General features: G+C 71.9%; 20 protein-coding genes. 15 read left to right on the forward strand and 5 right to left on the reverse strand.

The annotated features are described in order from the left end of the window. The first annotated feature begins 204 nt into the window (after positions 1 to 204). The 4 genes from Q8A52_RS02410 (at position 205) to nudC (ending at position 9840) form a co-directional block, all read left to right on the forward strand. Positions 205 to 3627 carry an ATP-dependent helicase gene (locus tag Q8A52_RS02410; protein WP_316748245.1) on the forward strand — a complete coding sequence of 1141 codons (3423 nt, stop codon included), beginning with the start codon at positions 205 to 207 and terminating at the stop codon, positions 3625 to 3627. Positions 3628 to 3772: 145 nt separating this feature from the next. Next, positions 3773 to 7288, forward strand: a complete 3516-nt coding sequence (locus tag Q8A52_RS02415) for an ATP-dependent DNA helicase (protein ID WP_316748247.1) — start codon at positions 3773 to 3775, stop codon at positions 7286 to 7288. A gap of 47 nt (positions 7289 to 7335) precedes the next feature. Continuing rightward, positions 7336 to 8739 (forward strand): dipeptidase, encoded by a 1404-nt coding sequence (locus Q8A52_RS02420; RefSeq protein ID WP_316748249.1) that lies wholly within the window; start codon positions 7336 to 7338, stop codon positions 8737 to 8739. Between the two features lie 156 nt (positions 8740 to 8895). Then, the gene (gene nudC, locus Q8A52_RS02425; RefSeq protein WP_316748251.1) at positions 8896 to 9840 is read left to right on the forward strand and encodes an NAD(+) diphosphatase; all 945 of its coding nucleotides are present in this window, start codon (positions 8896 to 8898) and stop codon (positions 9838 to 9840) included. A gap of 75 nt (positions 9841 to 9915) precedes the next feature. On the opposite strand, the gene Q8A52_RS02430 is transcribed toward nudC, so the two are convergent. Further along, on the reverse strand, positions 9916 to 10158 hold the full coding sequence (locus Q8A52_RS02430) for a mycoredoxin (protein ID WP_263212324.1): 243 nt from the start codon (positions 10156 to 10158) through the stop codon (positions 9916 to 9918). A 180-nt stretch (positions 10159 to 10338) separates the two neighbouring features. Here Q8A52_RS02430 and Q8A52_RS02435 point away from each other — a divergent pair, with 180 nt between their 5' ends. From Q8A52_RS02435 to Q8A52_RS02455, 5 genes are all read left to right on the forward strand, one after another. Further along, positions 10339 to 12534 (forward strand): ATP-dependent DNA helicase UvrD2, encoded by a 2196-nt coding sequence (locus tag Q8A52_RS02435; protein ID WP_316748254.1) that lies wholly within the window; start codon positions 10339 to 10341, stop codon positions 12532 to 12534. Between the two features lie 164 nt (positions 12535 to 12698). Further along, positions 12699 to 13022, forward strand: a complete 324-nt coding sequence (locus tag Q8A52_RS02440; protein ID WP_316748256.1) for a hypothetical protein — start codon at positions 12699 to 12701, stop codon at positions 13020 to 13022. Positions 13023 to 13197: 175 nt separating this feature from the next. Further along, on the forward strand, positions 13198 to 13566 hold the full coding sequence (locus tag Q8A52_RS02445; RefSeq protein WP_316748257.1) for a WhiB family transcriptional regulator: 369 nt from the start codon (positions 13198 to 13200) through the stop codon (positions 13564 to 13566). Next, on the forward strand, positions 13563 to 13886 hold the full coding sequence (locus Q8A52_RS02450) for a hypothetical protein (protein ID WP_316748258.1): 324 nt from the start codon (positions 13563 to 13565) through the stop codon (positions 13884 to 13886). Before Q8A52_RS02445 ends, Q8A52_RS02450 begins: the two co-directional genes overlap by 4 nt. Positions 13887 to 14021: 135 nt before the next feature. Then, a complete protein-coding gene (locus Q8A52_RS02455) occupies positions 14022 to 14231 on the forward strand; it encodes a hypothetical protein (protein WP_316748260.1) in 210 nt (69 codons plus the stop codon). Positions 14232 to 14237: 6 nt separating this feature from the next. On the opposite strand, the gene Q8A52_RS02460 is transcribed toward Q8A52_RS02455, so the two are convergent. Beyond that, complete coding sequence (locus Q8A52_RS02460; RefSeq protein ID WP_316748262.1) at positions 14238 to 15599, reverse strand: ABC1 kinase family protein; 1362 nt, start codon at positions 15597 to 15599, stop codon at positions 14238 to 14240. Then, entirely contained in the window at positions 15592 to 16806 is a 1215-nt protein-coding gene (locus Q8A52_RS02465; protein ID WP_316748264.1) for a TOMM precursor leader peptide-binding protein, read from the reverse strand. Before Q8A52_RS02465 ends, Q8A52_RS02460 begins: the two co-directional genes overlap by 8 nt. Positions 16807 to 17031: 225 nt before the next feature. Here Q8A52_RS02465 and Q8A52_RS02470 point away from each other — a divergent pair, with 225 nt between their 5' ends. From Q8A52_RS02470 to Q8A52_RS02485, 4 genes are all read left to right on the forward strand, one after another. After that, a complete protein-coding gene (locus Q8A52_RS02470; RefSeq protein WP_316748266.1) occupies positions 17032 to 17628 on the forward strand; it encodes a M48 metallopeptidase family protein in 597 nt (198 codons plus the stop codon). Positions 17629 to 17765: 137 nt separating this feature from the next. Beyond that, positions 17766 to 19463: a TerD family protein gene (locus Q8A52_RS02475; protein ID WP_316748268.1), complete on the forward strand. Its 1698-nt coding sequence runs from the start codon at positions 17766 to 17768 to the stop codon at positions 19461 to 19463. A gap of 11 nt (positions 19464 to 19474) precedes the next feature. Beyond that, on the forward strand, positions 19475 to 20158 hold the full coding sequence (locus tag Q8A52_RS02480; protein ID WP_316748270.1) for an AIM24 family protein: 684 nt from the start codon (positions 19475 to 19477) through the stop codon (positions 20156 to 20158). A 17-nt stretch (positions 20159 to 20175) separates the two neighbouring features. Beyond that, complete coding sequence (locus tag Q8A52_RS02485; protein ID WP_316748272.1) at positions 20176 to 20931, forward strand: AIM24 family protein; 756 nt, start codon at positions 20176 to 20178, stop codon at positions 20929 to 20931. Positions 20932 to 20989: 58 nt separating this feature from the next. Here the strand turns inward: Q8A52_RS02485 and Q8A52_RS02490 are convergent, their stop codons facing one another. After that, the gene (locus tag Q8A52_RS02490) at positions 20990 to 21517 is read right to left on the reverse strand and encodes an NUDIX hydrolase (RefSeq protein WP_316748274.1); all 528 of its coding nucleotides are present in this window, start codon (positions 21515 to 21517) and stop codon (positions 20990 to 20992) included. After that, the gene (locus Q8A52_RS02495) at positions 21514 to 22953 is read right to left on the reverse strand and encodes a zinc-dependent metalloprotease (RefSeq protein WP_316748276.1); all 1440 of its coding nucleotides are present in this window, start codon (positions 22951 to 22953) and stop codon (positions 21514 to 21516) included. Before Q8A52_RS02495 ends, Q8A52_RS02490 begins: the two co-directional genes overlap by 4 nt. Positions 22954 to 23145: 192 nt before the next feature. Here Q8A52_RS02495 and Q8A52_RS02500 point away from each other — a divergent pair, with 192 nt between their 5' ends. Next, on the forward strand, positions 23146 to 24258 hold the full coding sequence (locus Q8A52_RS02500) for an SDR family oxidoreductase (protein ID WP_316748278.1): 1113 nt from the start codon (positions 23146 to 23148) through the stop codon (positions 24256 to 24258). Positions 24259 to 24454: 196 nt separating this feature from the next. Then, a complete protein-coding gene (locus tag Q8A52_RS02505; RefSeq protein ID WP_316748281.1) occupies positions 24455 to 24916 on the forward strand; it encodes a molybdenum cofactor biosynthesis protein MoaE in 462 nt (153 codons plus the stop codon). Positions 24917 to 25017: the final 101 nt, after the last annotated feature.

A 25017-nucleotide genomic window follows, 5' to 3' on the forward strand; every position in this document is an offset into this window, starting at 1 on the left:
CGAGGGACGTCCGTGGCATGCCGTACGTTCGTGAGGCGTGGGACGCGCGTGTCGCAAGAGCCGGGAGGGAAGAAGCGGAAGCCCCGCTTCCGTCCCGTTCGGCGGCGTAGCGTCGACGGAACGCGCCCCCCTCACCCCGCGGCCTCCCGCTCTGCACGCGCGGCGGCCCGACAACCAGTACGACCACCAGGACCGGCGAACCACGTGAGCTCCTCTTTCTCCACCAGACGCCTGCCGCACCCCCAGGTGCGGCAGGGGAACCGTGGCGCTTACCGACTGGTGCGTACCCCGCCGACCGAACAGGATCCCCCTCGACTTGACGCCGCCCAGCGCGCGGTGGTTGACCACCGGTCCGGTCCGTTGCTCGTTCTCGCAGGTCCCGGCACCGGCAAGACCACCACGCTCGTGGAGTCCGTGGCCGCGCGGATCGCCCGCGGCGGGGACCCCGCACGGATCCTCGTGCTGACGTTCAGCCGCAAGGCGGCCGTCGAACTCCGCGACCGCATGGCCCTGCGCATGGGGGCGGCCCGGGCGCCCCGGGCGACCACGTTCCACTCGTACTGCTATGCCCTGGTCCGCGCCCACCAGGACAGCGACCTGTTCGTGGAGCCGCTGCGGCTGCTCTCCGGCCCCGAGCAGGACGTCACCGTCCGCGAGCTGCTCGCGGGCGAGCCCGACCTGGAGCGGCTCGGCCTCACGCACGTGCGCTGGCCGGACGAGCTGCGTGCCTGCCTGACCACCCGCGGCTTCGCCGACGAGGTCCGCGCGGTGCTCGCCCGCAGCCGGGAACTGGGCCTGGGCCCCGACGCCCTGGACGCCTTCGCCCGCCGGATCGGGCGTCCCGACTGGCGGGCCGCCGCCGCCTTCCTCGCCGAGTACCTCGACGTGCTCGACATGCAGGGCGTGCTCGACTACGCGGAACTCGTCCACCGCGCGGTGCTGCTGGGCCGCCGCCCCGAGGCCGCGGCCCGGCTCGCCGCGCAGTACGACGCCGTGTACGTCGACGAGTACCAGGACACCGACCCGGCTCAGGTGCGCCTGCTGCACGCCCTGGCCGGCGGCGGCCGCACCCTGGTCGCCTTCGGTGACCCCGACCAGTCGATCTACGCGTTCCGGGGCGCGGACGTGAACGGCATCCTCGACTTCCCGGCGGCCTTCCCGCGCGCGGACGGCCTTCCGGCTCCGGTCGAGGTCCTGCGGACCTCTCGCCGCTCCGGCGCCGCCCTGCTGGCCGCCACCCGTCTGGTGACCCAGCGCATGCCGCTGACCCGCCTGCCCGCCGACAAGGTGCGCGCCCATCGTGAGCTCGTCCCGGCCCGGGACGGCGGCCGAGTCGAGGTGTACACGTATCCCACGGCCGGTACGGAGCTGGACAACGTCGCCGACATCCTCCGCAGGGCGCACCTGGAGGACGGCGTTCCCTGGGGCGAGATGGCCGTCCTGGTGCGTGCCGGATCCCGCACCATCCCGACGGTCCGCCGCGCCCTCACGGCCGCAGGCGTCCCCCTGGACATCGACGGTGACGACCTGCCCCTGCGCCACGAGCCGGCGGTGGCACCGCTGCTCACGGCGCTCCGGGCGGTGGCGACGGCGGAGGCGGCACGGGGCGTACGGGGCAACGCCGAGGCATCCGCGCCAAGGGGCGACGCCGAGGCGCCCGCAGAGACCGCAGAGACCGTGGAGACCGTGGAGACCGTGGAGACCGACGGGCAGTCCGCCGAACGATCCGCCGAGGACCCGGCTCCGGACACCTCCTGGCTCACCACCGAGACCGCCCTGACCCTGCTCACCTCCCCCCTCGCCGGCATGGACGCGGCCGACCTGCGCCGTCTCGGCCGGGCCCTGCGTGAGGAGGAGCGCGCGGCAGGCAACCCGCTGCCGCCGCCCTCGGACGAACTGCTCGCCCAGGCCCTCGCCGAGCCCGAGCGCCTGGTCGCGCACGACCCCGTGTACGCCCGCGGCGCCCAGCGGCTCGGCGCGCTGCTCAGGAAGGCAAGGGAGTGCCTCGCGGGCGGCGGTACGGCCGAGGAGGCGCTGTGGGAGCTGTGGCAGGGCACTCCATGGCCCGCCCGTCTGGAACGGGCCGCGCGGCGTGGTGGCGCGGCCGGCCGCAACGCCGACCGTGACCTGGATGCCGTGTGCGCCCTGTTCGCGACAGCCGCGCGCGCGGAGGAGCGCACCGGCGGCCGGGGCGCCCTGAACTTCCTGGAGGAGATCGAGGCCGAGGACATCGCCGCCGACACGCTCACCCGGCGTGCCGTACGGCCCGACGCCGTCCGTCTGATGACCGCGCACCGCTCCAAGGGCCTGGAGTGGCGCCTGGTCGTGGTCGCCGGCGTCCAGGAGGGCCTCTGGCCGGACCTGCGCCGCCGCGGCTCCCTCCTTGAGGCCGACCGCATCGGCCGCGACGGACTCGCCGAACCGCTCACCCCCGGCGCCCTGCTCGCCGAGGAGCGCCGCCTCTTCTACGTCGCCGCCACGCGCGCGCGTGAACGCCTCGTCGTCACCGCGGTGAAGGCGCCCGCGGACGACGGCGACCAGCCCTCCCGTTTCCTCACGGAACTCGGCGTCGAGCCGCGGGACGTCACCGGCCGTCCCCGCCGTCCGCTGGCCGTGGCCGCGCTCGTCGCCGAGCTGCGTGCCACGACCGTCGACCCGCGCGCCTCCGCCCCCCTCCGCGAGGCCGCCGCCCGCCGCTTGGCCAGGCTTGCGGCGCTCGCCGACGAGGACGGCCGCCCACTGGTCCCCTCGGCGCATCCCTACCGCTGGTGGGGGATGTTCGAGCCGACCGAGAGCAAGGTGCCGCTGCGCAACCGCGATCAGCCCGTGGTCCTGTCCGGCAGCGCCCTGGACCAGCTCGCCAACACCTGCGCCCTCCAGTGGTTCCTGGGGCGCGAGGTGAAGGCCGACGCGCCCGCCACCGCTGCCCAGGGCTTCGGCAACGTCGTGCACGTCCTCGCCGACGAGGTCGCCTCCGGACGCACCCCCGCCGACCTCGCCGTCCTCATGGAGCGCCTGGAGTCGGTGTGGAACGCGCTCGCCTTCGACGCGCCCTGGAAGTCGGCGCAGGAGATGGAGCACGCGCGCGTGGCGCTCGAACGCTTCCTGAAGTGGCATGTGCTGGACCGCACCGGGCGCACACCCGTGGCGAGCGAGCACGACTTCGACGTCACGCTCGAAGCGGGCGACTACGAAGTGCGCATCCGCGGCCAGATGGACCGCGTGGAGAGGGACAGCGAGGGACGCGCGTACGTCGTGGACTTCAAGACCGGCAAGCAGCCGGTCAGCGCGGCGGAGGTGGCCCGCCATCCGCAGCTGGCCGTCTACCAGTTGGCCGTCGGCGCGGGAGCCGTGGACGACGCCTTCGACGGCGTACGCCCCGAAGCGGGCGGCGCCGAACTCGTGCAGCTGCGCCAGGGCGCGGCCAAGCGCGACGGCGGCGAAACCCTGCCCAAGGTGCAGGCTCAGGAGCCGCAGGAGGGGGAGTGGGTCGGCGACCTATTGGCCACCGCCGCCGGAAAGGTCCTCGACGAGCGGTTCACGCCGAGCACCGGCCAGCACTGCACCCACTGTGCGTTCCGGGCGTCGTGCAGCGCGCGGCCGGAGGGGCGGCACGTGGTCGAGTAGCGGGTGACACGCGGTCGGTCAGTCGGCGTGACGTGTTCGGGCAGCGGGCGTGACGCATCGCACCACCCGCGCCGACCTGCGTCTCTCCTCGTCCCGTCGGCCGATCGGGCATCCGCTGTCAGTGCCCGCCGCTAGCCTCTCCGACATGCCCGCCCGAATCACCGACCCCGAGCAGCTCAAGGAGCTCCTCGGCATCCCGTTCACCCCGGAGCAGACGGCCTGCATCATCGCGCCGCCCGCCCCGCAGGTGATCGTGGCCGGCGCCGGATCGGGCAAGACCACGGTGATGGCGGCACGGGTGGTGTGGCTGGTCGGCACCGGACAGGTCGCCCCGGAACAGGTCCTCGGTCTGACCTTCACCAACAAGGCCGCCGGTGAACTCGCCGAACGCGTCCGCAAGGCACTGGTCAAGGCCGGTGTCACCGACCCCGACGTGATCGACCCGGACAACCCGCCCGGCGAACCGGTGATCTCCACGTACCACGCCTTCGCGGGCCGCCTCCTGACCGACCACGGCCTGCGCATCGGACTGGAGCCCACGTCCCGGCTGCTGGCCGACGCCACCCGCTACCAGCTCGCCGCACGCGTACTGCGCGACGCCCCCGGCCCCTACCCGGCGCTGACCCGCTCCTTCGCCGACCTGGTCAGCGACCTGCTCGCCCTCGACTCCGAACTCGCCGAACACCTGGTACGCCCCGAGGACCTGCGCGCCTGGGACGCCGACCTGCTGGGCAGCCTGGAGGGCGCCAGGCTCACCAACTCCGACCTGCGCAAGGTCCCCGAGACGGCCGCCGCCCGCCGTGAACTCGTCGAACTCGTCGTGCGCTACCGAGCCTCCAAGCGCGAGCGTGACCTGCTCGACTTCGGCGACCAGATCGCCCTCTCGGCAGCCCTCGCCCGGATCCCCGAGGTGGGCCGCGTGCTGCGCGACGAGTTCCGCGTGGTGCTCCTCGACGAGTACCAGGACACCTCGGTGGCCCAACGCGTCCTGCTGGCCGGTCTCTTCGGCGAGGGCACGGGCCACCCGGTGACCGCCGTGGGCGACCCCTGCCAGGCGATCTACGGCTGGCGCGGCGCCTCCGTGGCCAACCTCGACGACTTCCCCGAGCACTTCGCCGACGGCGAGGGCCGACCCGCCACCCGTCAGGCACTCAGCGAGAACCGCCGCAGCGGCGGCCTCCTCCTCGACCTCGCCAACGGCCTCGCCGAGCCGCTGCGCGCCATGCACGCGGGCGTGGAGGCCCTCCGCCCGGCCCCCGGCGCGGAACGCGACGGCATGGTCCGCTGCGCCCTGCTGCCCACCCACGCCGAGGAGATCGGCTGGATCGCCGACTCCATCGCCCACCTCGTACACACCGGCAAGGCGCCCGGCGAGATCGCCGTCCTGTGCCGCACGGCCACCGACTTCGCCGAGATCCAGGGCGCGCTCGTCGCCCGCGACATCCCCGTCGAGGTCGTCGGTCTCTCCGGGCTGCTGCACCTGCCCGAGGTCGCCGACCTCGTCGCCGTCTGCGAGGTCCTCCAGGACCCCGGCGCCAATGCCTCCCTGGTCCGTCTGCTGACCGGCCCGCGCTGGCGCATCGGCCCCCGCGACCTCGCCCTCCTCGGGCGGCGCGCCCGGCTTCTCGTGGCCCACGCGCGCGTGGGCGCGGACGACGACCCGGACCGCCGGCTCGCCGAGGCCGTCGAGGGGGTCGACCCGTCCGAGGTGATATCGCTCGCGGACGCCCTCGACACGTTCCTGGAGACACCCCTCAACGGCGCCGACGCCGAGGGGGACGACGACGGGCTGCCGTTCTCCCCGGACGCACGGGTGCGCTTCGCCCGCCTGGCCACAGAACTGCGCGAACTGCGCCGCTCGCTGGCCGACCCGCTGATGGACGTCCTGCACCGCGTCCTCGCCGTCACCGGCCTGGAGGTGGAGCTGGCGGCGTCACCGCACGCGCTCGCCGCCCGCCGCCGCGAGACCCTGTCGAACTTCCTGGACATCGCCGCGTCCTTCGCCGCGAACGACGGCGAGGCCACCCTCCTGGCCTTCCTCGGCTTCCTGCGCACCGCCGCCCAGTACGAGAAGGGCCTCGACAACGCCCTTCCCGGCGGGGAGAACACTGTCAAGGTGCTCACCGCGCACAAGTCCAAGGGCCTCGAGTGGGAGGTCGTCGCCGTGCCCGGCCTCGTCACCGGCACGTTCCCCAGCACACAGGGCCGCGAGAAGTGGACCTCCCAGGCCAAGGTGCTGCCGCACGCGCTGCGCGGCGATGCTGACACGCTGCCCGACATCGAGGCCTGGAACTCCCGGGGGATGAAGGCCTTCCACGAGGCGATGAAGGAACACCAGCACACCGAGGAGCTCCGCCTCGGCTACGTCACCTTCACCCGCCCCCGTTCCCTTCTCCTCGGCTCCGGCCACTGGTGGGGACCCACCCAGAAGAAGCCCCGCGGACCCTCCGACTTCCTGCTGGCCCTGCACGACCACTGCGCCGCCGGGTACGGCGAGATCGAGGCCTGGGCGGACGAGCCCGCGGAGGACGAGGAGAACCCGGCCCTGCACCGGGCGACCGCCGACCAGGTCTGGCCGCTGCCCCTGGACGCCGCCGCGCTGGCCCGCCGCCGCGCCGCCGCCGAGACCGTACTCGCCCACCTGGAAGACCTCGCCACCCACCAGGACAGCCACCCGGCGGCCACCCACGACCCCGACACCTACGACGACCCGGACTGGCCCCTGCCACCGGACGACGAGGCGCCCTACGAGGACCCGTTCTTCGAGGACGACCCCGAGGACTGGGAGTCCTGGAGCACGGACGGCCCCGCCGTCCCGCACCAGGCCGGCCCGAGCGAGCGGCCGGCCGTTCGCCTGCCCGAGCCGGAGCCCGAGCAGAAGCCCGAGCCCGAGCCCGAGCCGGAGCCGGAGCCGCGGCGGGAGACGGACCCGGAGCGCACGCCCTTCACTCCCGAAGAAGCCCGCGCCATCGCCTCCTGGGACCGCGACCTCGACGCGCTCACCGGAGAGCTCCTGCGCGCCCGCCGGAGCGTCACGGACGTCGTCCTGCCGGCCACGCTGACCGCGACCCAGCTGCTGCGCCTGGCCGAGGACCCGGACGGTCTCGCGCAGGAACTCGCGCGCCCCATGCCGCGCCCTCCGCAACCGGCCGCGCGTCGAGGCACCCGATTCCACGCCTGGGTGGAGGCCCGGTTCGAAGAACTGACGCTGCCCATGCTGGAGCCCGAGGACCTGCCCGGCAGCGAGGCCGAGATCACCGACGAACGCGATCTCGAAGCGCTCAAGGACGCTTTCGAACGCACCGAGTACGCCCACCGCACACCCCACCGCGTCGAGGCCCCCTTCCAGCTCGCCCTCGCGGGCCGCGTCGTACGGGGCCGTATCGACGCCGTCTACAAGAACGGCGACGGGGACGACGCGACGTACGAGATCGTCGACTGGAAGACCAGCCGCGGCCGCGCTGCCGACCCGCTGCAGCTCGCGGTCTACCGGCTCGCCTGGGCCGAGCAGCAGGGCGTGCCGCCGGAATCGGTCACGGCCACTTTCGTGTACGTCCGCAGCGGAGAGGTCGTACGGCCGGACGGCCTGCCGGACCGGGCCGCCCTCGAGCGGCTGCTCCTGGGGGAGCCGGAGTGGCACTCGGGCGGACCCCCAGTGTGACGAACCGCCCGATCAGAATGTCCGCACGGGCCGATAGGCTCGTGGACATGAGCCAGACCCCGGACAGCGCCGTCCGTACGTACATCGAGCAGCACCGCGCCGCCTTCCTCGACGACCTCGCCGCATGGCTGCGCATCCCCTCCGTGTCGGCCCAGCCCGACCACGCTCCCGATGTCCGGCGCAGCGCCGACTGGCTCGCCGCCAAGTTCAAGGAGACCGGCTTCCCGGTCGCCGAGGTCTGGGAGACGCCGGGCGCCCCGGCCGTCTTCGCCGAGTGGCCCGCAGAAGACCCCGAGGCCCCCACGGTCCTCGTCTACGGCCACCACGACGTGCAGCCCGCCGCCCGCGAGGACGGCTGGGACAGCGAGCCCTTCGAGCCCGTCGTCCGCGGGAACCGTCTCTACGCGCGCGGGGCGGCCGACGACAAGGGCCAGGTGTTCTTCCACACACTCGGCGTCCGCGCCCACCTCGCCGCAACCGGCCGTACCGCCCCGGCCGTCAACCTGAAACTCCTGATCGAGGGCGAGGAGGAATCCGGCTCCCCGCACTTCCGGTCCCTCGTCGAGGAGCGCGCCGGCCGGCTGTCCGCCGACGCCGTGATCGTCTCCGACACCGGCATGTGGTCCGAGGACACCCCGACGGTGTGCACCGGCATGCGCGGCCTCGCCGAGTGCGAGATCCGGCTCCACGGCCCCGAGCAGGACATCCACTCGGGCTCCTTCGGCGGTGCCGTGCCCAACCCGGCGACCGCGGCCGCCCGCCTCGTCGCGGCCCTGCACGACGAGCACGCACGCGTGGCGGTCCCCGGTTTCTACGACGGCATCGTCGAGCTCACCGACCGCGAGCGCGAACTCTTCGCCGAGCTGCCCTTCGACGAGCGGCAGTGGCTGCGCACCGCCAAGTCCCACGCCACCCACGGCGAGGCCGGACACACCACCCTGGAACGCATCTGGGCACGCCCCACCGCCGAGGTCAACGGAATCGGCGGCGGCTACCAGGGCCCCGGCAGCAAGACGATCATCCCGTCCTCGGCCATGGTGAAGCTCTCCTTCCGGCTGGTCGCCGGCCAGGACCCCGACCACATCGAGAAGGCCGTCCGCGCCTGGGCCGCCGAGCAGGTGCCCGCCGGAATCCGCCTCGAGATCACCTTCGGGTCGGCCACGCGCCCGTGCCTGACCCCGCTCGACCACCCCGCCCTGCAGTCGGTGGCCCGTGCCATGGGCCGCGCCTTCGAGGGGCCGGTCCGCTTCACCCGCGAGGGCGGCTCCGGACCTGCCGCGGACCTGCAGGAGGTCCTCGGCACGCCCGTCCTGTTCCTGGGCATCTCCGTCCCCTCCGACGGCTGGCACGCCCCGAACGAGAAGGTCGAGCTCGACCTCCTCCTCAAGGGCGTCGAGACCTCCGCGTATCTCTGGGGCGATCTCGCGGAGAGCTGGCGCCATGCGCCCTGACCGACCCGCCCCGAACGGAGCGGTACCGCGCGCGGGGCACACTGGAGGGAGCGCCCCGCCCGTCCTGCCCGCACCCGGCCCGGTCCCCTCCTGCCCTTCGTCCTGCTGAACCGCCCGCCGAAACAAACCGTTCCACTGGGGGAGTTGCAAGCACCCGTGACCACCTGGACCGACCACACCGCCGACCGACCCGTCTCGCTCACCGCCCCGAGCGGCATCGACCGCGCCGCCCACCACCGGCTCGACGAGGCCTGGCTCGCGGCGGCATGGAGCCACCCCACGACCCGCTGTTTCGTGGTCTCCGGCGGCCAGGTCCTCATCGACGAGACGGCGGACGGCCGGACCGAACTCGTGATGACCCCCTCCTTCGAGGCTCCGCTCACCGAGGCGCACCGCTACTTCCTGGGCACCGACGAGGACGGCATCAGCTACTTCGCGCTCCAGAAGGACGCCCTGCCCGGCCGCATCGACCAGTCCGCCCGCCCGGCGGGTCTGCGCGAGGCCGGTCTGCTGCTGTCGCCGCGGGACGCGGGCCTCATGGTGCACGCGGTCGGCCTGGAGAACTGGCAGCGCACCCACCGCTTCTGCTCCCGCTGCGGCGAGCGCACCGTCATCGCCGCGGCCGGCCACATCCGCCGCTGCCCGGCCTGCGGCGCCGAGCACTATCCGCGCACCGACCCCGCCGTGATCATGGCTGTGACCGACGAGGACGACCGCATTCTGCTGGGTCGGCAGGTCCACTGGCCCGAGGGTCGCTTCTCGACGCTCGCCGGCTTCGTCGAGCCCGGCGAGTCCATCGAGCAGGCGGTGCGCCGAGAGGTCTTCGAGGAAGCCGGCATCACCGTCGGCCAGGTCGAGTACGTCGCCAGCCAGCCCTGGCCGTTCCCGTCCAGCCTCATGCTCGGCTTCCTGGCCCGCGCCACCTCGACCGACGTGAATGTCGACGGCGACGAGATCCACGAGGCCCGCTGGTTCTCCCGCGAGGAATTGCACACCGCGTTCGAGTCGGGCGAGGTGCTGCCCCCGTACGGCATCTCGATCGCGGCCCGCCTGATCGAGCTCTGGTACGGCAAGCCGCTGCCGACGCGGAGCTCCATCTGACGAGATCCACGAAGAAGGCGGCTCCTGAGACATCTCAGGAGCCGCCTTCTCAGTACAGCGTCAGCCGTGCAACGGTCACACGCCGATCTTCTGCTTCACCTGCGCGAGCGAGGGATTCGTCAGCGTCGAGCCGTCGGCGAAGCGCACCGTGGGGACCGTCTGGTTTCCGCCATTGGCCTTCTCCACGAACGCCGCGGACTCCGGGTCCTGCTCGATGTTGATCTCGGTGTACGCGATGCCCTCGCGGTCCAGCTGGCTCTTCAGCCGGCGGCAGTAGCCGCACCACGTGGTGCTGTACATCGTCACAGTGCCCTGCATCTCGCTCGCGCTCCTCTGGCAGCTCGGGGAAGGTCGTCCAGCACAGGAACGTACGCGACCGGGCCGCCATTCCCGCCAGGGGTATGCGGGGACGTGACGCCTGCCGCATTCGTACGACTGCAGGGACTTCCCTGTGGACAACCGGCACAGCCGTCTCCGGCGACCTGGCAGCATGGCCATGTGACAGCAGCAACGCACTCCTCCCTCTTCCCGCCGGTACCGGACACGGCCGACGCGGTGCTCGAAGGGCTCGACCCCGAGCAGCGCGAGGTGGCCACCGCCCTGCACGGACCGGTGTGCGTGCTGGCCGGCGCCGGCACGGGCAAGACACGGGCGATCACCCACCGCATTGCCTACGGAGTGCGCGCCGGTGTCCTCCAGCCCTCCAGCGTGCTCGCCGTCACCTTCACCAACCGCGCCGCGGGCGAGATGCGCGGCCGCCTGCGCCAGCTCGGCGCCCAGGGCGTCCAGGCCCGCACGTTCCACTCCGCCGCGCTGCGCCAGCTGCAGTACTTCTGGCCGAAAGCGATCGGTGGCTCCATGCCCCGGCTCGTCGACCGCAAGATCCAGCTCGTCGCGGACGCGGCCGCCGCCTGCCGGATCCGCCTCGACCGCGGCGAGCTGCGAGACGTCACCGCCGAGATCGAATGGTCCAAGGTCACCCAGACCGTCCCCGCCGACTATCCGCTCGCCGCCGTGAAGGCCGGTCGCGAGGCCCCGCGCGACCCGGCCGAGATCGCCCAGCTCTATTCGGTCTACGAGGACCTCAAGCGTGACCGCGCCGTCATCGACTTCGAGGACGTCCTGCTGCTGACCGTCGCCGTCCTGCAGGACCGGCACGACATCGCCGACCAAGTCCGCTCCCAGTACCAGCACTTCGTGGTCGACGAGTACCAGGACGTCAGCCCCCTCCAGCAGCGACTGCTCGAGCTCTGGCTCGGCGACCGGGACAGCCTGTGCGTCGTCGGTGACGCCAGCCAGACGATCTACTCGTTCACGGGAGCAACCCCCGACCACCTCATCGACTTCCGCACCCGCCACCCCGGCGCCACCGTCGTCAAGCTCGTCCGCGACTACCGCTCCACCCCCCAGGTGGTCCACCTCGCCAACGGCCTGCTCGCCCAGGCCCGCGGCCGAGCCGCCGACCACCGTCTCGAACTGGTCTCCCAGCGAGCCCCGGGCCCCGATCCCGTCTTCAGCGAATACACGGACGAGCCCGCCGAGGCCGAAGGCGCCGCCCGCCGGATCCGGGAACTCATCGACGCCGGCGTGCCGGCCGCCGAGATCGCCATTCTGTTCCGCACGAACTCCCAGTCCGAGACCTACGAGCAGGCCCTCGCCGACGCCGGAGTCTCCTACCAGCTGCGCGGCGCCGAGCGGTTCTTCGACCGCCCCGAGGTGCGCAAGGCCGGCGTGGCACTGCGCGGCGCGGCCCGTTTCGGCGGCAACGACTCCCTCCTGGACGACGCCGTGACCCTGCCCTCCCAGGTGCGCGCCGTCCTGTCGGGCGAGGGCTGGACCACCGAGCCGCCGGCCGGCTCCGGGGCCGTCCGGGAACGCTGGGAGTCACTGGCCGCCCTGGTCAACCTCGCCCACGACTTCGTGGCCGCCCGACCCGACGCCACCCTGAGCGACTTCGTCGCCGAGCTCGACGAGCGCGCGGGCGCCCAACACGCCCCCACCGTCCAGGGCGTCACCCTGGCCTCACTGCACTCCGCCAAGGGCCTGGAGTGGGACGTGGTCTTCCTGGTCGGCATCGCCGAGGGCATGATGCCGATCACCTACGCAAAGACCGACGAGCAGATCGAGGAGGAACGCCGACTGCTCTATGTCGGCGTGACCCGCGCCAGAGAACGGCTCAATGTCTCCTGGGCCCTGGCTCGAGCGCCCGGCGGACGTCCGAGCCGCCGCCCCAGCCGTTTCCTCGACGGACTGCGCCCCGGCTCCACCGCCACCATGGGCCGCTCGGCCGCCGGAACGTCGGGAGGCGTCGAACGCGGCTCCACGAGTGGCACCGTGGCGGCTCCCCGTCGTACCCAGCGCACCCCCGCTCGCTGCCGAGTCTGCGGCCGGACGCTCACGGACGCGGGCGAGATGAAACTGATGCGCTGCGAGGACTGCCCCTCCGACATGGACGAGGGGATCTACGAGCGGCTGCGCGAGTGGCGCGCGGACCAGGCCCGGCGCAGCGGGCAGCCCGCCTTCTGCGTCTTCACCGACAAGACGCTGATGGCCATCGCTGAGGCTGTCCCCGAAGACGACGGCGAACTGGCCCGCATCCCCGGTGTCGGCGTGCGTAAACTCAACCGCTACGGAGCCGAAGTTCTGGCCATCTGCGCGGGCCGGGAAGTCGTGGGAGGCGACGAGCGCGACTGATACGAACTCGTCGAAAAAATAGTTTGCGCATGCCCCAGCAATCCCCATAGGTTCTAGGCACGGAAACCGCGGCCTTCTCGGAGGCCCTGATTCCGTGTTGTACTTGCATATCCGAACGGACTGGCTCACCCCAGTCCCAGAGACGCCGAGAGGAGGCGAGTCCAGTGATCAGCATCAACACCAGCTCTGTCAGCACGGTCAAAATGACCGATCGCTCGGCCGTCTCCCTGTGCATGCTCGGCGCCTCGAACCCGGGCACCGGTCTGTCCGGCATTCGTGCCGCGCGTCCGGCGTCCTCCTCCGTTTCTCTCGCGGGTCTTCCCGTCCGTGAGCGCAGCGAGCGACCGATCAAGGCACTGGAAGCAGTAGTGGCACAGGCCAAGGCCTATGCCTTTACGGCGGCCGGTGCCGGATTCCGGAAGCAGACGAAGCAGCACCACCTGATGTGGGCCTTCCGTGGGCCAGAACCCTGGAGTGATCCAGCCTGATCGCCGATCAGGCCGGCGCCTTCAGGGCCGCGGAACCCCATCCGGGATCCGCGGCCCTTCTGTTTTCCCCGAACGGGGACGACGGAGCGAAGGAGCCTCGGGACAAGAAAAGAACCCGGTACCAGCCGCCACCCGGTCCAACCGGACCGGAACGACCAGACGAGGAAGACGAACCGTGCAACTCGAAGCGCACGCCCCGTCCGTACCGCCTTCCGAAACGATCCCCCCGCCCGGCCTCACGGAGGACCCCACCTTGACCCCGCTCACTGCGCTCACCGCGCTCGACGACGCCATCGAGAACCTCGGCGTACCCGTCCCCTGCCGCTCCTACGACCCGGAGGTCTTCTTCGCCGAGTCGCCGGCCGACGTCGAGTACGCCAAGTCCCTCTGCCGCACCTGCCCGCTGATCGAGGCCTGCCTCGCCGGCGCCAAGGAGCGTCGTGAGCCCTGGGGCGTCTGGGGTGGCGAGCTGTTCGTCCAGGGCGTCGTCGTCGCCCGGAAGCGGCCGCGTGGTCGCCCGCGCAAGAACCCGGTCACGGCATGAACACCGCAGGAACGATCGACCGCCCCCTCACGCACGACCCCAAGAAGCAGGCCCCGATGAAGCCGTCCACCAGCGAGCCCGCAGGCTCCGCAACCACAGACTTCACCACCACCGGCGCGACCGACTCGCGTCAGAACAGGACCCGAGAGATGCAACTCATCCCAGAAGCCCTGGCTCGTGCGCATATGCACGACCGGCTGCACGAGGCCGAGCGGGAACGCCGGGCCCTGCGCCTGGCGTCCGCTCGCCGGATGCAGCGCCGGGCCGAGCGCGCCTCGATGCGCGCCCGCCGTGCGCTCGCCATGGCCGTCATGCAGTAACCCACCACACCTGAAGCGGTGGCCTCCCGGGAACGGGAGGCGATAGCTCCCCGCGGGGGCCGGTCCGTCCGAACGGACCGGCCCCCGCGGTGCGTTTACGCGCACATTGTCCGGTCACGGCGTTATCGTCACCAGGTGACGAGTCGTCCCGGAGACAGTGACCACGGCGGCTCCCCCGCGGAGCCCCCTTTCCTGGTGTGCGCCCGCTGCGGCGCCCGGGCCGAGGCCCCGCAGCCCACCTGGACCTTCTCCGTGGAGAACGGCGTGCGTCAGTACTTCTGCGACGCCTGTGCCCGGGAGAACCTCAGAGCGATCGAGGGCCGGCTGGACTCGGCCTGGTGGTGACGGCTTTCAGGCGCCCGCCGCCGAGTCGTCCGCCTCCCCCGGCACGAAGCCCGGCAGCCACTCCTCCAGTTCCTGGCGCAGCCGGACCGTCGCGCCCAGCTGGCACAGGACGCCGATGGTGCTCAGGGTCACCCGATGTATCAGGAGGTACGCGGGAGGCAGGTTGAGTTGTTTGCCCAGTTGGTAGGCGGGAGAGCGGGGGTCCGCGACGCGGGCCGCCTGGCTGCGCATCCAGGTGCGGGTGAAAGTGAACTCGTCCACCAAGGCCGGCTCGATGATCGGCAGTAGGTAGTCGAGGACCGCGTCCGGGTCCAGCTCTATGGACGACTTGACGAACCCCTCGGCGCACAGCAGCTCGTAGACCGCCTCGGCCTCGCCGATCAGGGTCATGCGCAGGGAGTCGCCGATCGGCGTCGGCAGGCCTCCGGGGAGGCGGTCGACGGTGCCGAAGTCGAGGACGCCCAGGCGCCAGTCGTCCTCGCCGTCCGGGCCGCCGGGAAGCAGGCGGAAGTTGCCCGGGTGCGGATCGGCGTGCAGCAGACCGGTGCGCGCCGGGCCCGAGAAGAGGAAGCGGGCCAGGAGCTGGCCGGCGCGGTTGCGTTGTTCCGTCGTGCCGCCCGCGATCACCTCCGAGAGCGGGATCCCGTCGATCCACTCCGTGACCAGGATCTGGTCGCACTGGTGGACCACCGCGGGGACCAGGACGTCGGGGTCGTCCTGGAACTCGTCCGCGTGCACCTGCTGGGCCTGGGCCTCCAGGCCGTAGTCGAGCTCCTCCGAGACACGGTCCCGGAGCTCGGCGATCAGCGGCTTGATATCCATGCCCGGGATGAGCGGCCCCAACAGCCGGGCGAAACGGCTCAGTTGGGTCAGGTCGGAGAGGAGGGCCTCGCCGGCTCCGGGGTACTGCACCTTGACCGCCACCTCGCGGCCGTCGTGCCACACTCCCCGGTGCACCTGTCCGATCGAGGCTGCCGCGGACGGCTTGTCCTCGAACTCCAGGAACAGATCCCGCCAGTCCGCGCCCAGCCGCTCCTCGAGCGCGAGGTGCACCGTGCGGGTGGGCATCGGCGGGGCCGCGTCCTGGAGTTTGGTCAGAGCGGCGCGGTAGGGGCCCGCGACCTCCTCGGGCAGCGCAGACTCGAAGACGGACAGAGCCTGTCCGAACTTCATCGCACCGCCCTTCAGCTCGCCGAGCACTTTGAACAACTGCTCCGCCGTGCGCTGTTGCAGCTCGCGGCCGACGATCTCCGCGGACTCGCCCACGATCCGCTTGCCCAGGCCCCAGGTCGCCCGGCCGGCGAAGCCGAGCGGGAGCGCGGCGAGCTTGGCGGTCCGGGTGACCGCCTTCCGGGGAAGATCAGACATGCGCCCTCCAAGTCCCAGCCGGCCGAACCGCGTCTGCCTTGCGTGGCTGCTCCGCCGACGGCCGTTGCCTCGCCATTGTCTCGTGCTCTTCCCCATTCGTTGAGGTGTGTTCCCCCATACCTCTCTCCGCGGCTCCGCACGGGCATGCGGGATGCGGCCAGACCGGTCGCGCATGCCAGTGGAGACCCGGCAGGGAGACCTCCCATCGGGCGCCCGTGCTCGACGGCGACTCACCGTCCAGGAAGGCGAGCGCGTGGGCGGCGGCGAGTCCGGCGACGGTCGTCGCCAGCGTCAGATCGCACGCACCCACCCGGCGTGCCCTGCCGGAGCGCCACTGCGCGACCAGGCGGGGCCAGGCCGGATCCCGGTCCGTGCGGTCCTGCTGCAGACAGCCGGCGCAGCCGGTCCCGCCCGGCAGGACGAAGGGCCCGACGACACCGGTTCCCTCCACGACACCCGCGTAGAGATGGGGGGTTCCGGCACTCATCAGCGCCTCGGCGGAGGACGGGTCGGGTGTGTGGACGGACACGTCGTCCCTGGGGGCGAGGATCACCAGGGAGAAGCCGGGGTCCTCGGCGCCGGACGGTGCAGGGCGGCTTCGGCGGGGTGCGCGGTCCGGCGCCGCTCTGCGGACCGCCTGGCGCGCCGCCTCGTTCCTGCGCTCGCCGACCGACTCCGGTGGCAGTCCGCCCGGTGCCACGTCCCACGGCTCGACGTGGCCGATGTCACGCACCTCCACCCCACCGACCCCCGCCCCGGACAGCAGCGCGGCCAGCACACAGCCGACCCGGCCCGCACCCCTCACCTGCACGCGCAGGGAGCGGCGGGCCGCCATGCGGCCGATCGCGCCGCCCGGTTCGGACGTCATGAGAGACAGCGACGCCAGATCGGGGCGCAGCCGGTCGAGAACGTCCGTCTTCTCCCGCAGCGCATCGGCCCCAGGGCCGCCGCCCCGGGCGTCGTCGAGCAGGCCCGAGCGCGACAGCCGCTCCACGAGGGCGTCGACATGGCCGTCCGGCAGCTCCATGCGGTGTCCCTCTTCGCGCAGGAGCGGAAGCCCGCGTGTGCCGTTGAGCAGGTCCAGGAAGCTGCCCGTCGCCGTGTCCATCGGACCGAGAGTCATCGCGTGCGCCGGAGTCATCCCGAACTGCACGGTATTGAGGTCGCGCCAGCCGCGCCTGAGCGCGGGCTTCACCATCGGATGCATGGCAGATCCCCCGTTGCGTCAGAAAAATCCCGGAACATCCCTGTTCGCCGGGGAACCGGTCGCGTTCCGCCGACAAGTGCCAGCATGCCCGGTGGCGCGGGGCGGCGCCGAAAGTTGTCCACAGGCGGTGGGTTTTCGTCGTACAAATCAAACGCATGTGGGGGATCGGCATCGAACCGTCCCGGAGCCGGGACTTCACGCGCATGCAGCGGGTAACGTCGGGGCGTGCCCGCCGACCCCCTGCACCGCGCCGGAAAGCCACAGCGCAGCACGACGAGCCTGCCGCCGAGCGGCTCGGGGGCGAGCGCGATCGAGGTTCGCAGGAGTGCCCGGCGACGCCGGACGGTCTCCGCGTACCGCGAGGGCGATCGCACCGTCGTGCTGATCCCCGCCCGGATGTCCGAGGCGGAGGAGCAACGCTGGGTGACCGTCATGCTCGACAAACTCGCTGCCCAGGAGAGCAAGCGGGTGCTGGGCGACGCCGAACTGGCCGAGCGGGCCCAGCGGCTGTCGGACCAGTACTTCGACGGCCGGGCCCGGCCCACCTCTGTGCGCTGGGTCACAAATCAGAACACGCGCTGGGGGTCGTGCACCCCGGCCGAGGGCAGCATTCGCCTCTCGCACCGGTTGCAGGGCATGCCGGAGTACGTGGTCGACTACGTGCTGTGCCATGAGCTCGCGCATCTGCTGGTGCCCGGGCATGGGCCACGCTTCTGGCGGCTGTTGGAGGCGTACCCGCGGACCGAGCGGGCCCGCGGCTATCTCGAAGGTGTGGTTGCGGCGGGGCGTTTGCCTCATTTGCCCGATGTGCGCGGTGAGTGACCTGCCCGGCGGGCGGGGCGTCCTACGCCGCTGAGCGCGGTTGTGTACCGGGTCTGTACCGACGTCGTCCGGTGTCCGGTTTTGCCGTTAGCCTGGCGCGACGCACTCACATTCGGGATGGGGGACGGTCGTTACGTATGGCCAGGGAATTCCAACGCGGCCACAAGGCCAGGATCAGTGACCTCACCGCGGGCACGGATCTGTACGTAGGCGTGCAGATTTCCGCCCCCGGACTGACCTTCGACATCAGCTGCTTCGGCCTCGACGCCGACGAACGTCTCTCGGACGACCGGTACTTCGTCTTCTTCAACCAGCCGAAGTCCCCCGAGGAGTCCATCCAGCTGCTGGGTACCCAGGCGGGCGACACGGAGTCCTTCCGGATCACGCTGGACAGGATCCCGCCGCAGATCCAGAAGCTGTCGTTCACGGCGACCATCGACGGCGCCGGGCAGATGTCGCAGATCAACCCCGGATATGTCCGCATCGTCGCCGGCGGTGAGGAGGTGGCCCGGTACTCCTTCAGCGGCTCGGAGTTCTCCACCGAGCGGGCCGTGATGCTGGGCGACTTCTATCTGAAGGACGTGTGGCGGTTCGCCGCCGTCGGCCAGGGCTTCGACGGCGGTCTCGAGGCGCTGCTGAAGAACTTCGGCGGCGAGGTCCTCGAAGAGGAGGCACCCGCGGCCCCGCAGCAGCCGCAGACCGGCGCCGCTCCGGGCTTCGCCGCGCCCGCCCAGGCAGCGGCCCCTCCCGCGTTCGGTGCCCCGACCGCCCAGGCTCCCGCGCCCGCTCCGACCCCTCCTCCCGCACCGGCACCGGCCCCCGCTCCACAGGGATTCACACCGCCGCCGGGAACCACGCCGCCCGTGCCCAACGTGCACGCCGCGCCGACCCTCATCGCCCCCCTGGCCCCGCCCGCCGGCGGCACGGTGCCTCCTCCGGCCCCGGCGCCCGCCCCCTACGGCCAGCCCCAGCCGGCGTACGGACAGCCGCCCGCTCCGAACGCCCCCATGCCCCCCGGCTACGGCCAGCCCCCGGCGCCGCAGGCCCCTGCGCCGCCCCCCGGCTACGGCCAGCCGACCCCGCCCCCGGGCTACGGTCAGCAGCCGCCGTTCGGGCAGGTCCCCGGCCAGCAGCCCGCCCCCTACGGAGTGCCGCAGGGCGCTCCCCAGGGCGGCGCCGGTGTGACCGCCGCGCTCCAGCAGTTCAAGGAGACGCCCACCGGGCAGCGCTGGACGCAGCAGAACAAGAAGCTGATCCGGGTCGACCTCGGCATCGGCGGCCAGCCCGTACTCGCCCGCCAGGGCAGCATGGTGCTCTACCAGGGCAAGGTCGACTTCAGCTACAAGGGCGCCGGCTTCGCCGGCCGGATCGTGGGCAACGCGACCGGCCAGGAGATGCAGCTGATGCGCTGTACCGGCCAGGGCCAGGTGTTCCTCGCCGAGAACTCCACCCACCTGCACCCCGTCGAGCTCCAGGGCGACGCGATCTGCGTCTCCGCGGAGAATGTCCTCGCCTTCGACGAGAGCCTCCAGTACGAGGTCCGCCGCGTCGAGGGCCACGGCATCCCCGGGGGCGCGCTGTTCACGATGCAGTTCCAGGGGACCGGCACGATCGTCGTGAAGACGCACGGCACGCCCGTCGTCCTGCCGGTGACGCCCACCACGTTCGCCGACTGCAACGCGGTGGTCGCGTGGTCCGCCGCCTCCCAGGTGATCGTCTCCAGCCAGGTCCGGATGCGCCGCAACGCCTATCCGGGCGACACCGGAGAGAGCGTCAACCTCCAGTTCCGGGGAGCACCCGGCAACTTCATCGTCGTCCAGCCGTACGAGGTCTGAGGGAGCCCGTCATGAACCAGCCACCACTTGCGGGCTACGCCCCCGCACCTGTCACCGCCCGCATGGAGAACCACGGCAACCACATGCTGAAGGTCGCCATGCAGACCGGGAACGACCTCCTCGCGCGCGTGGGGTCGATGGTCGCCTACGAGGGCTTCGTCCAGTACGAGCCCAACCCGCCGGCCGTGCGCCAGATCGCACGCGACTGGATCACCGGCGAGGGCGCCCCCCTGATGAAGTGCTCCGGCGACGGCCTGCTCTACCTCGCCGACTACGGGGCGAACGTCGTCGTGATCAACCTCAACGGCGACGGCATCTCCGTCAACGCCACCAATCTGCTCGCCTTCGACGCCCACCTCACCTGGGGCGTGGAGCGGGTCAAGGGGCTGGCGAAGTTCGCCGGACAGGGTCTGTGGAACACGAAGATCTCCGGTCAGGGCTGGGTGGCCCTGACCTCGCGCGGCAAGCCGATCGTCGTCGACTGCGGTGGCGGTGAGGACGAGACGTACGTCGACCCCGACGCGCTCGTCGCCTGGTCCCCGAACCTCAAGGTGAAGGGCAAGCGCAGCTTCAAGGCGCAGTCGCTGATCGGCCGGGGCAGCGGTGAGGCCTTCCAGATGGCCTTCTCCGGCCAGGGGATCGTCGTCGTCCAGCCCAGCGAGGACAGCACCGACCGCCTCCGGATCCGGGGCTGAGGGGGATCAGAGACACCATGCAGAGCCCGCTTTTCGCCTTCAACGACTCACAGGCCCAGGAGCGCTACAGCCTGCAGAACAAGCAGATGCTGCGCGTCGTCCTGGAGGGACACGACGACATCCTCGCCCGCAAGGGCACCATGGTCGCCTACCAGGGCCTCGTCGAGTTCGATGCCGAGTACCAGAGCAACAACCAGGCACGCGCGCGTGCCTACACCGGCGAGGGCCTCAACCTGATGCGCTGCCACGGGCAGGGCACGGTCTACCTCGCCAACCTCGCCCAGCACATCCACGTGGTGGACGTGGAGCAGGACGGGCTGACCGTCGACAGCAGCTATGTCCTGGCCATGGACTCCTCGCTGCACCACGAGGTCATCGCCGTCGACAGCCTGTACGGCATCTCCGGCTCCGGGAAGTACCAGCTCAACATCACCGGTCGCGGCAAGGTCGCCCTGATGACCTCCGGTGCGCCGCTGATGATGCAGGTCACGCCCGACAAGTACGTCAACTGCGACGCCGACGCGATCGTCGCCTGGTCCACCGGGCTGCGTGTGCAGATGCAGGCCCAGACGCACTCCTCCGGTGTGTGGCGGCGGCGCGGCAACACCGGCGAGGGCTGGGAGCTGAGCTTCATGGGCAGCGGCTTCGCGCTCGTCCAGCCCAGCGAGCTGCTGCCGCCGCAGAACGCGGTGATCGGCCAGGGCCTCGCCGCGCAGTTCGGCATGGGGCAGCACGGGGCGCGAGCGCAGAACCAGGGCAACGTCTGGAGCTGAGCGTCCAGTAAGCCAACGTAAGGGGCGGCCGCCCAAGCGGTCGCCCCTTACATGTGGCTCAAGCACCGAGCCTGGCGCGCGTCGCCTCCAGCAGCCGTACGACCGAGTCGTCGGCGACCTCCGCCACCTCGTCGTAGCCGAACCAGCGCACGTCCAGCGACTCGTCGCTGACGGCGTGCTCGGCGTCGCGCGGGGCGAGGACCGCGTACTGGACGTCGAAGTGCCAGTGGCACGGTGCGGGGATCGGATGCCGGTCCAGGCGGACCGGACCGCCCGGAAGCAGCGTCAGACCCCGGATGCCGGACTCCTCGGTCGCCTCACGCAGCGCCGCCGCCTCCAGTGTGGCGTCGCCCGGCTCGCAGTGGCCGCCCATCTGCAGCCACATGCGCAGCTTCCGGTGCAGCGTGAGCAGCACACGGCCGTGCTCCGGGTCGATCACCAGGGCGCTCGCCGTGATGTGGCCCGCATGGCAGGCCTTCCACATGCCGTCCGGATGTGCCGCCAAGTGGTCCAGGTAGGACTGGCACAGCTCTTCCTGGCCCTCGAAGCCCTTCAGCACGAGGACCGCGTTGTCGTGCAGGCTCACTCGGCGTCGTCGCCCTTGTCGTCCTCGGTGTCCTTCTTCAGGTTCGGCTTTTCGCCGGAGCCGCCCGCCGCCTCACCGAGGATCTTGTCCAGCTCGGAGAAGTCGAGCTGCTCGCGGTGTACGAAGCCGTCCGGGTCGTCCAGGTCGGTGGCCGTCGGCAGCATGTCCGGGTGGGCCCACAGGGCGTCCCGGCCGTCGACCCCGCGGGCGTCGGTGAGCGAGGCCCACAGGCGGGAGGCGTCGCGCAGCCGGCGCGGGCGCAGCTCCAGGCCGATCAGCGTGGCGAACGTCTGCTCGGCCGGGCCGCCCGTGGCGCGGCGGCGGCGCAGCGTCTCGCGCAGGGCGTCGGCGGACGACAGACGCGGCTTCGCGGCCGCGTGGACCACCGCGTCGACCCAGCCCTCGACGAGCGCCAGAGCCGTCTCCAGACGGGCCAGAGCGGCCTTCTGCTCGGGCGTGTCCTCCGGCTGGAACATGCCCTGCTGGAGCGCGTCCTGCAGCTGCTCCGGGTTCTGCGGGTCGAACTGGCCGACGACGTCCTCCAGCTTGGCCGTGTCGACCTTGATCCCGCGCGCGTACCCGTCGACCGCGCCGAACAGATGCGAGCGCAGCCACGGCACATGCGCGAACAGGCGCTGGTGGGCGGCCTCGCGCAGGGCGAGGTAGAGCCGCACCTCGTCCTTCGCCACGCCCAGGTCCTTGCCGAGCGCCTCGATGTTCACCGGCAGCAGGGCGGCCCTGCCCGCCGGGCCGAGCGGCAGCCCGATGTCGGTCGAGCCGACGACCTCGCCCGCGAGCACGCCCACGGCCTGCCCGATCTGCGTGCCGAACATGGCACCGCCCATCGAGCGCATCATGCCGATCAGCGGGCCGGCCATGGCCTGCATCTCCTCCGGCAGGACGTCGCCCATCGCCGCGCCGACGCGCTCCGCGACCGGGTCGACGAGCTCCTTCCACGCGGGCAGGGTCGCCTCGACCCACTCCGCGCGCGACCACGCGACCGCGGAGCCGGCACCGGACGGCAGGGACGTCGCGTCGTCCAGCCACAGGTCGGCCAGGCGGACGGCCTCCTCGACCGCGGTGCGCTCGGCCGGGCCGATGCTCGGGTCCTTGACGCCGTCCTGCGTGCCCTGGGAGACCGTCTGGCGGGCGATCTGCTTGGCCATGTCCCAGTTCACCGGGCCGCCCTCGTAGGAGAGCATCTGGCCCAGCTGCTGGAACGCGGCGCCCAGGTCGGTGGGGTTCAGTGAACCGAACATGGCAGCGAGCGGATTGTCCGCACCCGGGCCGCCGAAGCCGCCGGCTCCGGGCAGCCCGAAACCGAACGGGTTGTCCGGTCCCTGCCCACCACCGCTCTGCTGGTCCTTCTTCTTGCCCTCGTCGCCGTCTTCCGGCTCCTCCGGCGGAAGGCCGAATCCGAATGGGGTGTCACTCACGGGGTTCCTCGGCTGGTAAGGCCGCCGGTTCTCTCCGGCGGCGCGGCTGCCCGACAACACCACCCAGCGTAGACACCCGGGCCCGTTCGGGCCTCGGTGCTTCGCCGACTCTTGGCCTGCGGCAGGATGGATGCCACCTGGTACGTACGCGTCACTCGCGCCCGTACTGAAGACAACCGCTGGAGACGCCCGGTGAGTTCCCCAGATCCGCAGGTTCGCGGAGCGCGAAACCATTCCACCCCTCCCGCGGTGCGCGGGCCCGTTGTCGCGGTCACCGGTGCCGCGACCGGGGTCGGCGCGCTGCTGACCGAGCGGCTCGCCGCGTCCGACGCGATCAAGCAGGTCGTCGCCATCGACGAGCGGCGCGGGGAGTGCGCGGGGGCGCAGTGGCACATTCTCGACGTGCGGGATCCGGCCATCGCGGACAAGCTGCGGGGCGCGGACGTGGTGGTTCACCTGGCGCTCGACCTCGACCTGGGGAGTGACGCTGCCGCCCGGACGGCCTACAACGTTCGGGGGACGCAGACCGTGCTGACCGCCGCGGCGGCGGCAGGGGTGCACCGTGTGGTGCTGTGCACGTCGTCGATGGTCTACGGGGCGCTGCCGGACAACGAGCTGCCGCTGTCGGAGGACGCGGAGCTGCGGGCGACGGCCGAGGCCACCGGTGTGGGGGACCTGCTGGAGATCGAGCGGCTCGCGCGGCGCGCTCCGCGGGCGCATCCGGGGCTCAACGTCACCGTGGTGCGGCCCGCGGTGCTGGTCGGGGGCACCGACACCGCGCTGACCAGGTACTTCGAGTCGCCTCGGCTGCTTGTCGTAGCCGGGTCGCGGCCCGCTTGGCAGTTCTGCCACGTCGAGGACCTGTGCAGTGCTCTGGAGTACGCGGTTCTGGAGAAGGTCGACGGTGAGCTGGCCGTCGGCTGCGACGGGTGGCTGGAGCAGGAGGAGGTCGAGGAGCTCACCGGGATCCGGCGGATGGAGCTGCCGTCGGCCGTCGCGCTGGGTGCGGCGGCACGGTTGCACCGGATCGGGCTCACTCCGTCCCCGGCCGGAGACCTGGCTTACACGATGTACCCCTGGGTGGTGAGCGGGAGCCGGCTGCACGACGCCGGGTGGCGGCCGCGGTGGACCAACGAGGAGGTGCTCGCGGAGCTGCTGGAGGAGGTGTCCGGGCGGCACACGGTCGCCGGGCGGCGGCTCGGACGCAAGGACGCCACGGCCGCGGGTGCGGCGGGGGCGACGGTGGCTCTGCTGGGCGCTGCCGCTGTGGTCCGGCGGGCTCGGAAGGCTCGGCGGCGGCTGTGAGCCAAGGGGCTCTGTCCCCTCGGCCGAGCCAGGGGGCTCCCGTCCCCCGCTCCCTGGACCGGCGGGAAGCCGGCCGAGAAGGACCCGCGGGAATCCGGCCGAGAAGCGGCTCTGTAGGACACTCCAAATCGCCCCACGCGCGTGCCTGATGAAAGCCGCATTCCGTGTCGTCGGAGGCATGCGGCACGATGGAGGCATGGCACCCACGAACGATCACCCCGGCGAGCAGGCGGCTCACGAGCCCATCAAGCTGATCGCCATCCGCGAGACCGCGCTCTCCGTGGACGAGGTTTTCCGGGCCGTCGGGGACGACGCGGCGGGCGGCATCGCGCTCTTCGTGGGGACCGTGCGCAATCACGACGGCGGGGCCGACGTGGACGAGCTCGGGTACTCGTGCCACCCCAGTGCCGAGGCCGAGATGCGGAAGATCGCCGAGAAGGTGGTCGCGGAGTTCCCGGTGCGGGCGCTGGCCGCCGTCCACCGTGTGGGGGACCTCGGGGTCGGGGATCTCGCCGTCGTCGTCGCGGTCGCGTGTCCGCACCGGGGCGAGGCCTTCGAGGCCTGCCGGAAGCTGATCGACGACCTCAAGCACGAAGTGCCCATCTGGAAGCACCAGAAGTTCTCCGACGGGACCGAGGAGTGGGTCGGGGCCTGCTGAATTCACCCCGCTGTTCTCCGGTTGCGTAACCACACCCCCGGCGTGAGCGTTGTCAGTGCGGATGGTTAATCTGCTGATCAGTCAGTCGCGGACGCTCATAG

Source organism: Streptomyces herbicida (genome assembly GCF_032656585.1).
GTDB classification, from domain to species: domain Bacteria; phylum Actinomycetota; class Actinomycetes; order Streptomycetales; family Streptomycetaceae; genus Streptomyces; species Streptomyces herbicida.

Excerpts from the sequence above, each read along its gene's own strand:
- Q8A52_RS02415 (WP_316748247.1), top strand. The coding sequence starts at position 3,773 with ATGCCCGCCCGAATCACCGACCCCGAGCAGCTCAAGGAGCTCCTCGGC.
- Q8A52_RS02420 (WP_316748249.1), top strand. The coding sequence starts at position 7,336 with ATGAGCCAGACCCCGGACAGCGCCGTCCGTACGTACATCGAGCAGCAC.
- Q8A52_RS02430 (WP_263212324.1), bottom strand. The coding sequence starts at position 10,158 with ATGCAGGGCACTGTGACGATGTACAGCACCACGTGGTGCGGCTACTGC.
- Q8A52_RS02450 (WP_316748258.1), top strand. The coding sequence starts at position 13,563 with ATGAACACCGCAGGAACGATCGACCGCCCCCTCACGCACGACCCCAAG.
- Q8A52_RS02460 (WP_316748262.1), bottom strand. The coding sequence starts at position 15,599 with ATGTCTGATCTTCCCCGGAAGGCGGTCACCCGGACCGCCAAGCTCGCC.
- Q8A52_RS02465 (WP_316748264.1), bottom strand. The coding sequence starts at position 16,806 with ATGCATCCGATGGTGAAGCCCGCGCTCAGGCGCGGCTGGCGCGACCTC.
- Q8A52_RS02475 (WP_316748268.1), top strand. The coding sequence starts at position 17,766 with ATGGCCAGGGAATTCCAACGCGGCCACAAGGCCAGGATCAGTGACCTC.
- Q8A52_RS02480 (WP_316748270.1), top strand. The coding sequence starts at position 19,475 with ATGAACCAGCCACCACTTGCGGGCTACGCCCCCGCACCTGTCACCGCC.
- Q8A52_RS02485 (WP_316748272.1), top strand. The coding sequence starts at position 20,176 with ATGCAGAGCCCGCTTTTCGCCTTCAACGACTCACAGGCCCAGGAGCGC.
- Q8A52_RS02505 (WP_316748281.1), top strand. The coding sequence starts at position 24,455 with ATGGCACCCACGAACGATCACCCCGGCGAGCAGGCGGCTCACGAGCCC.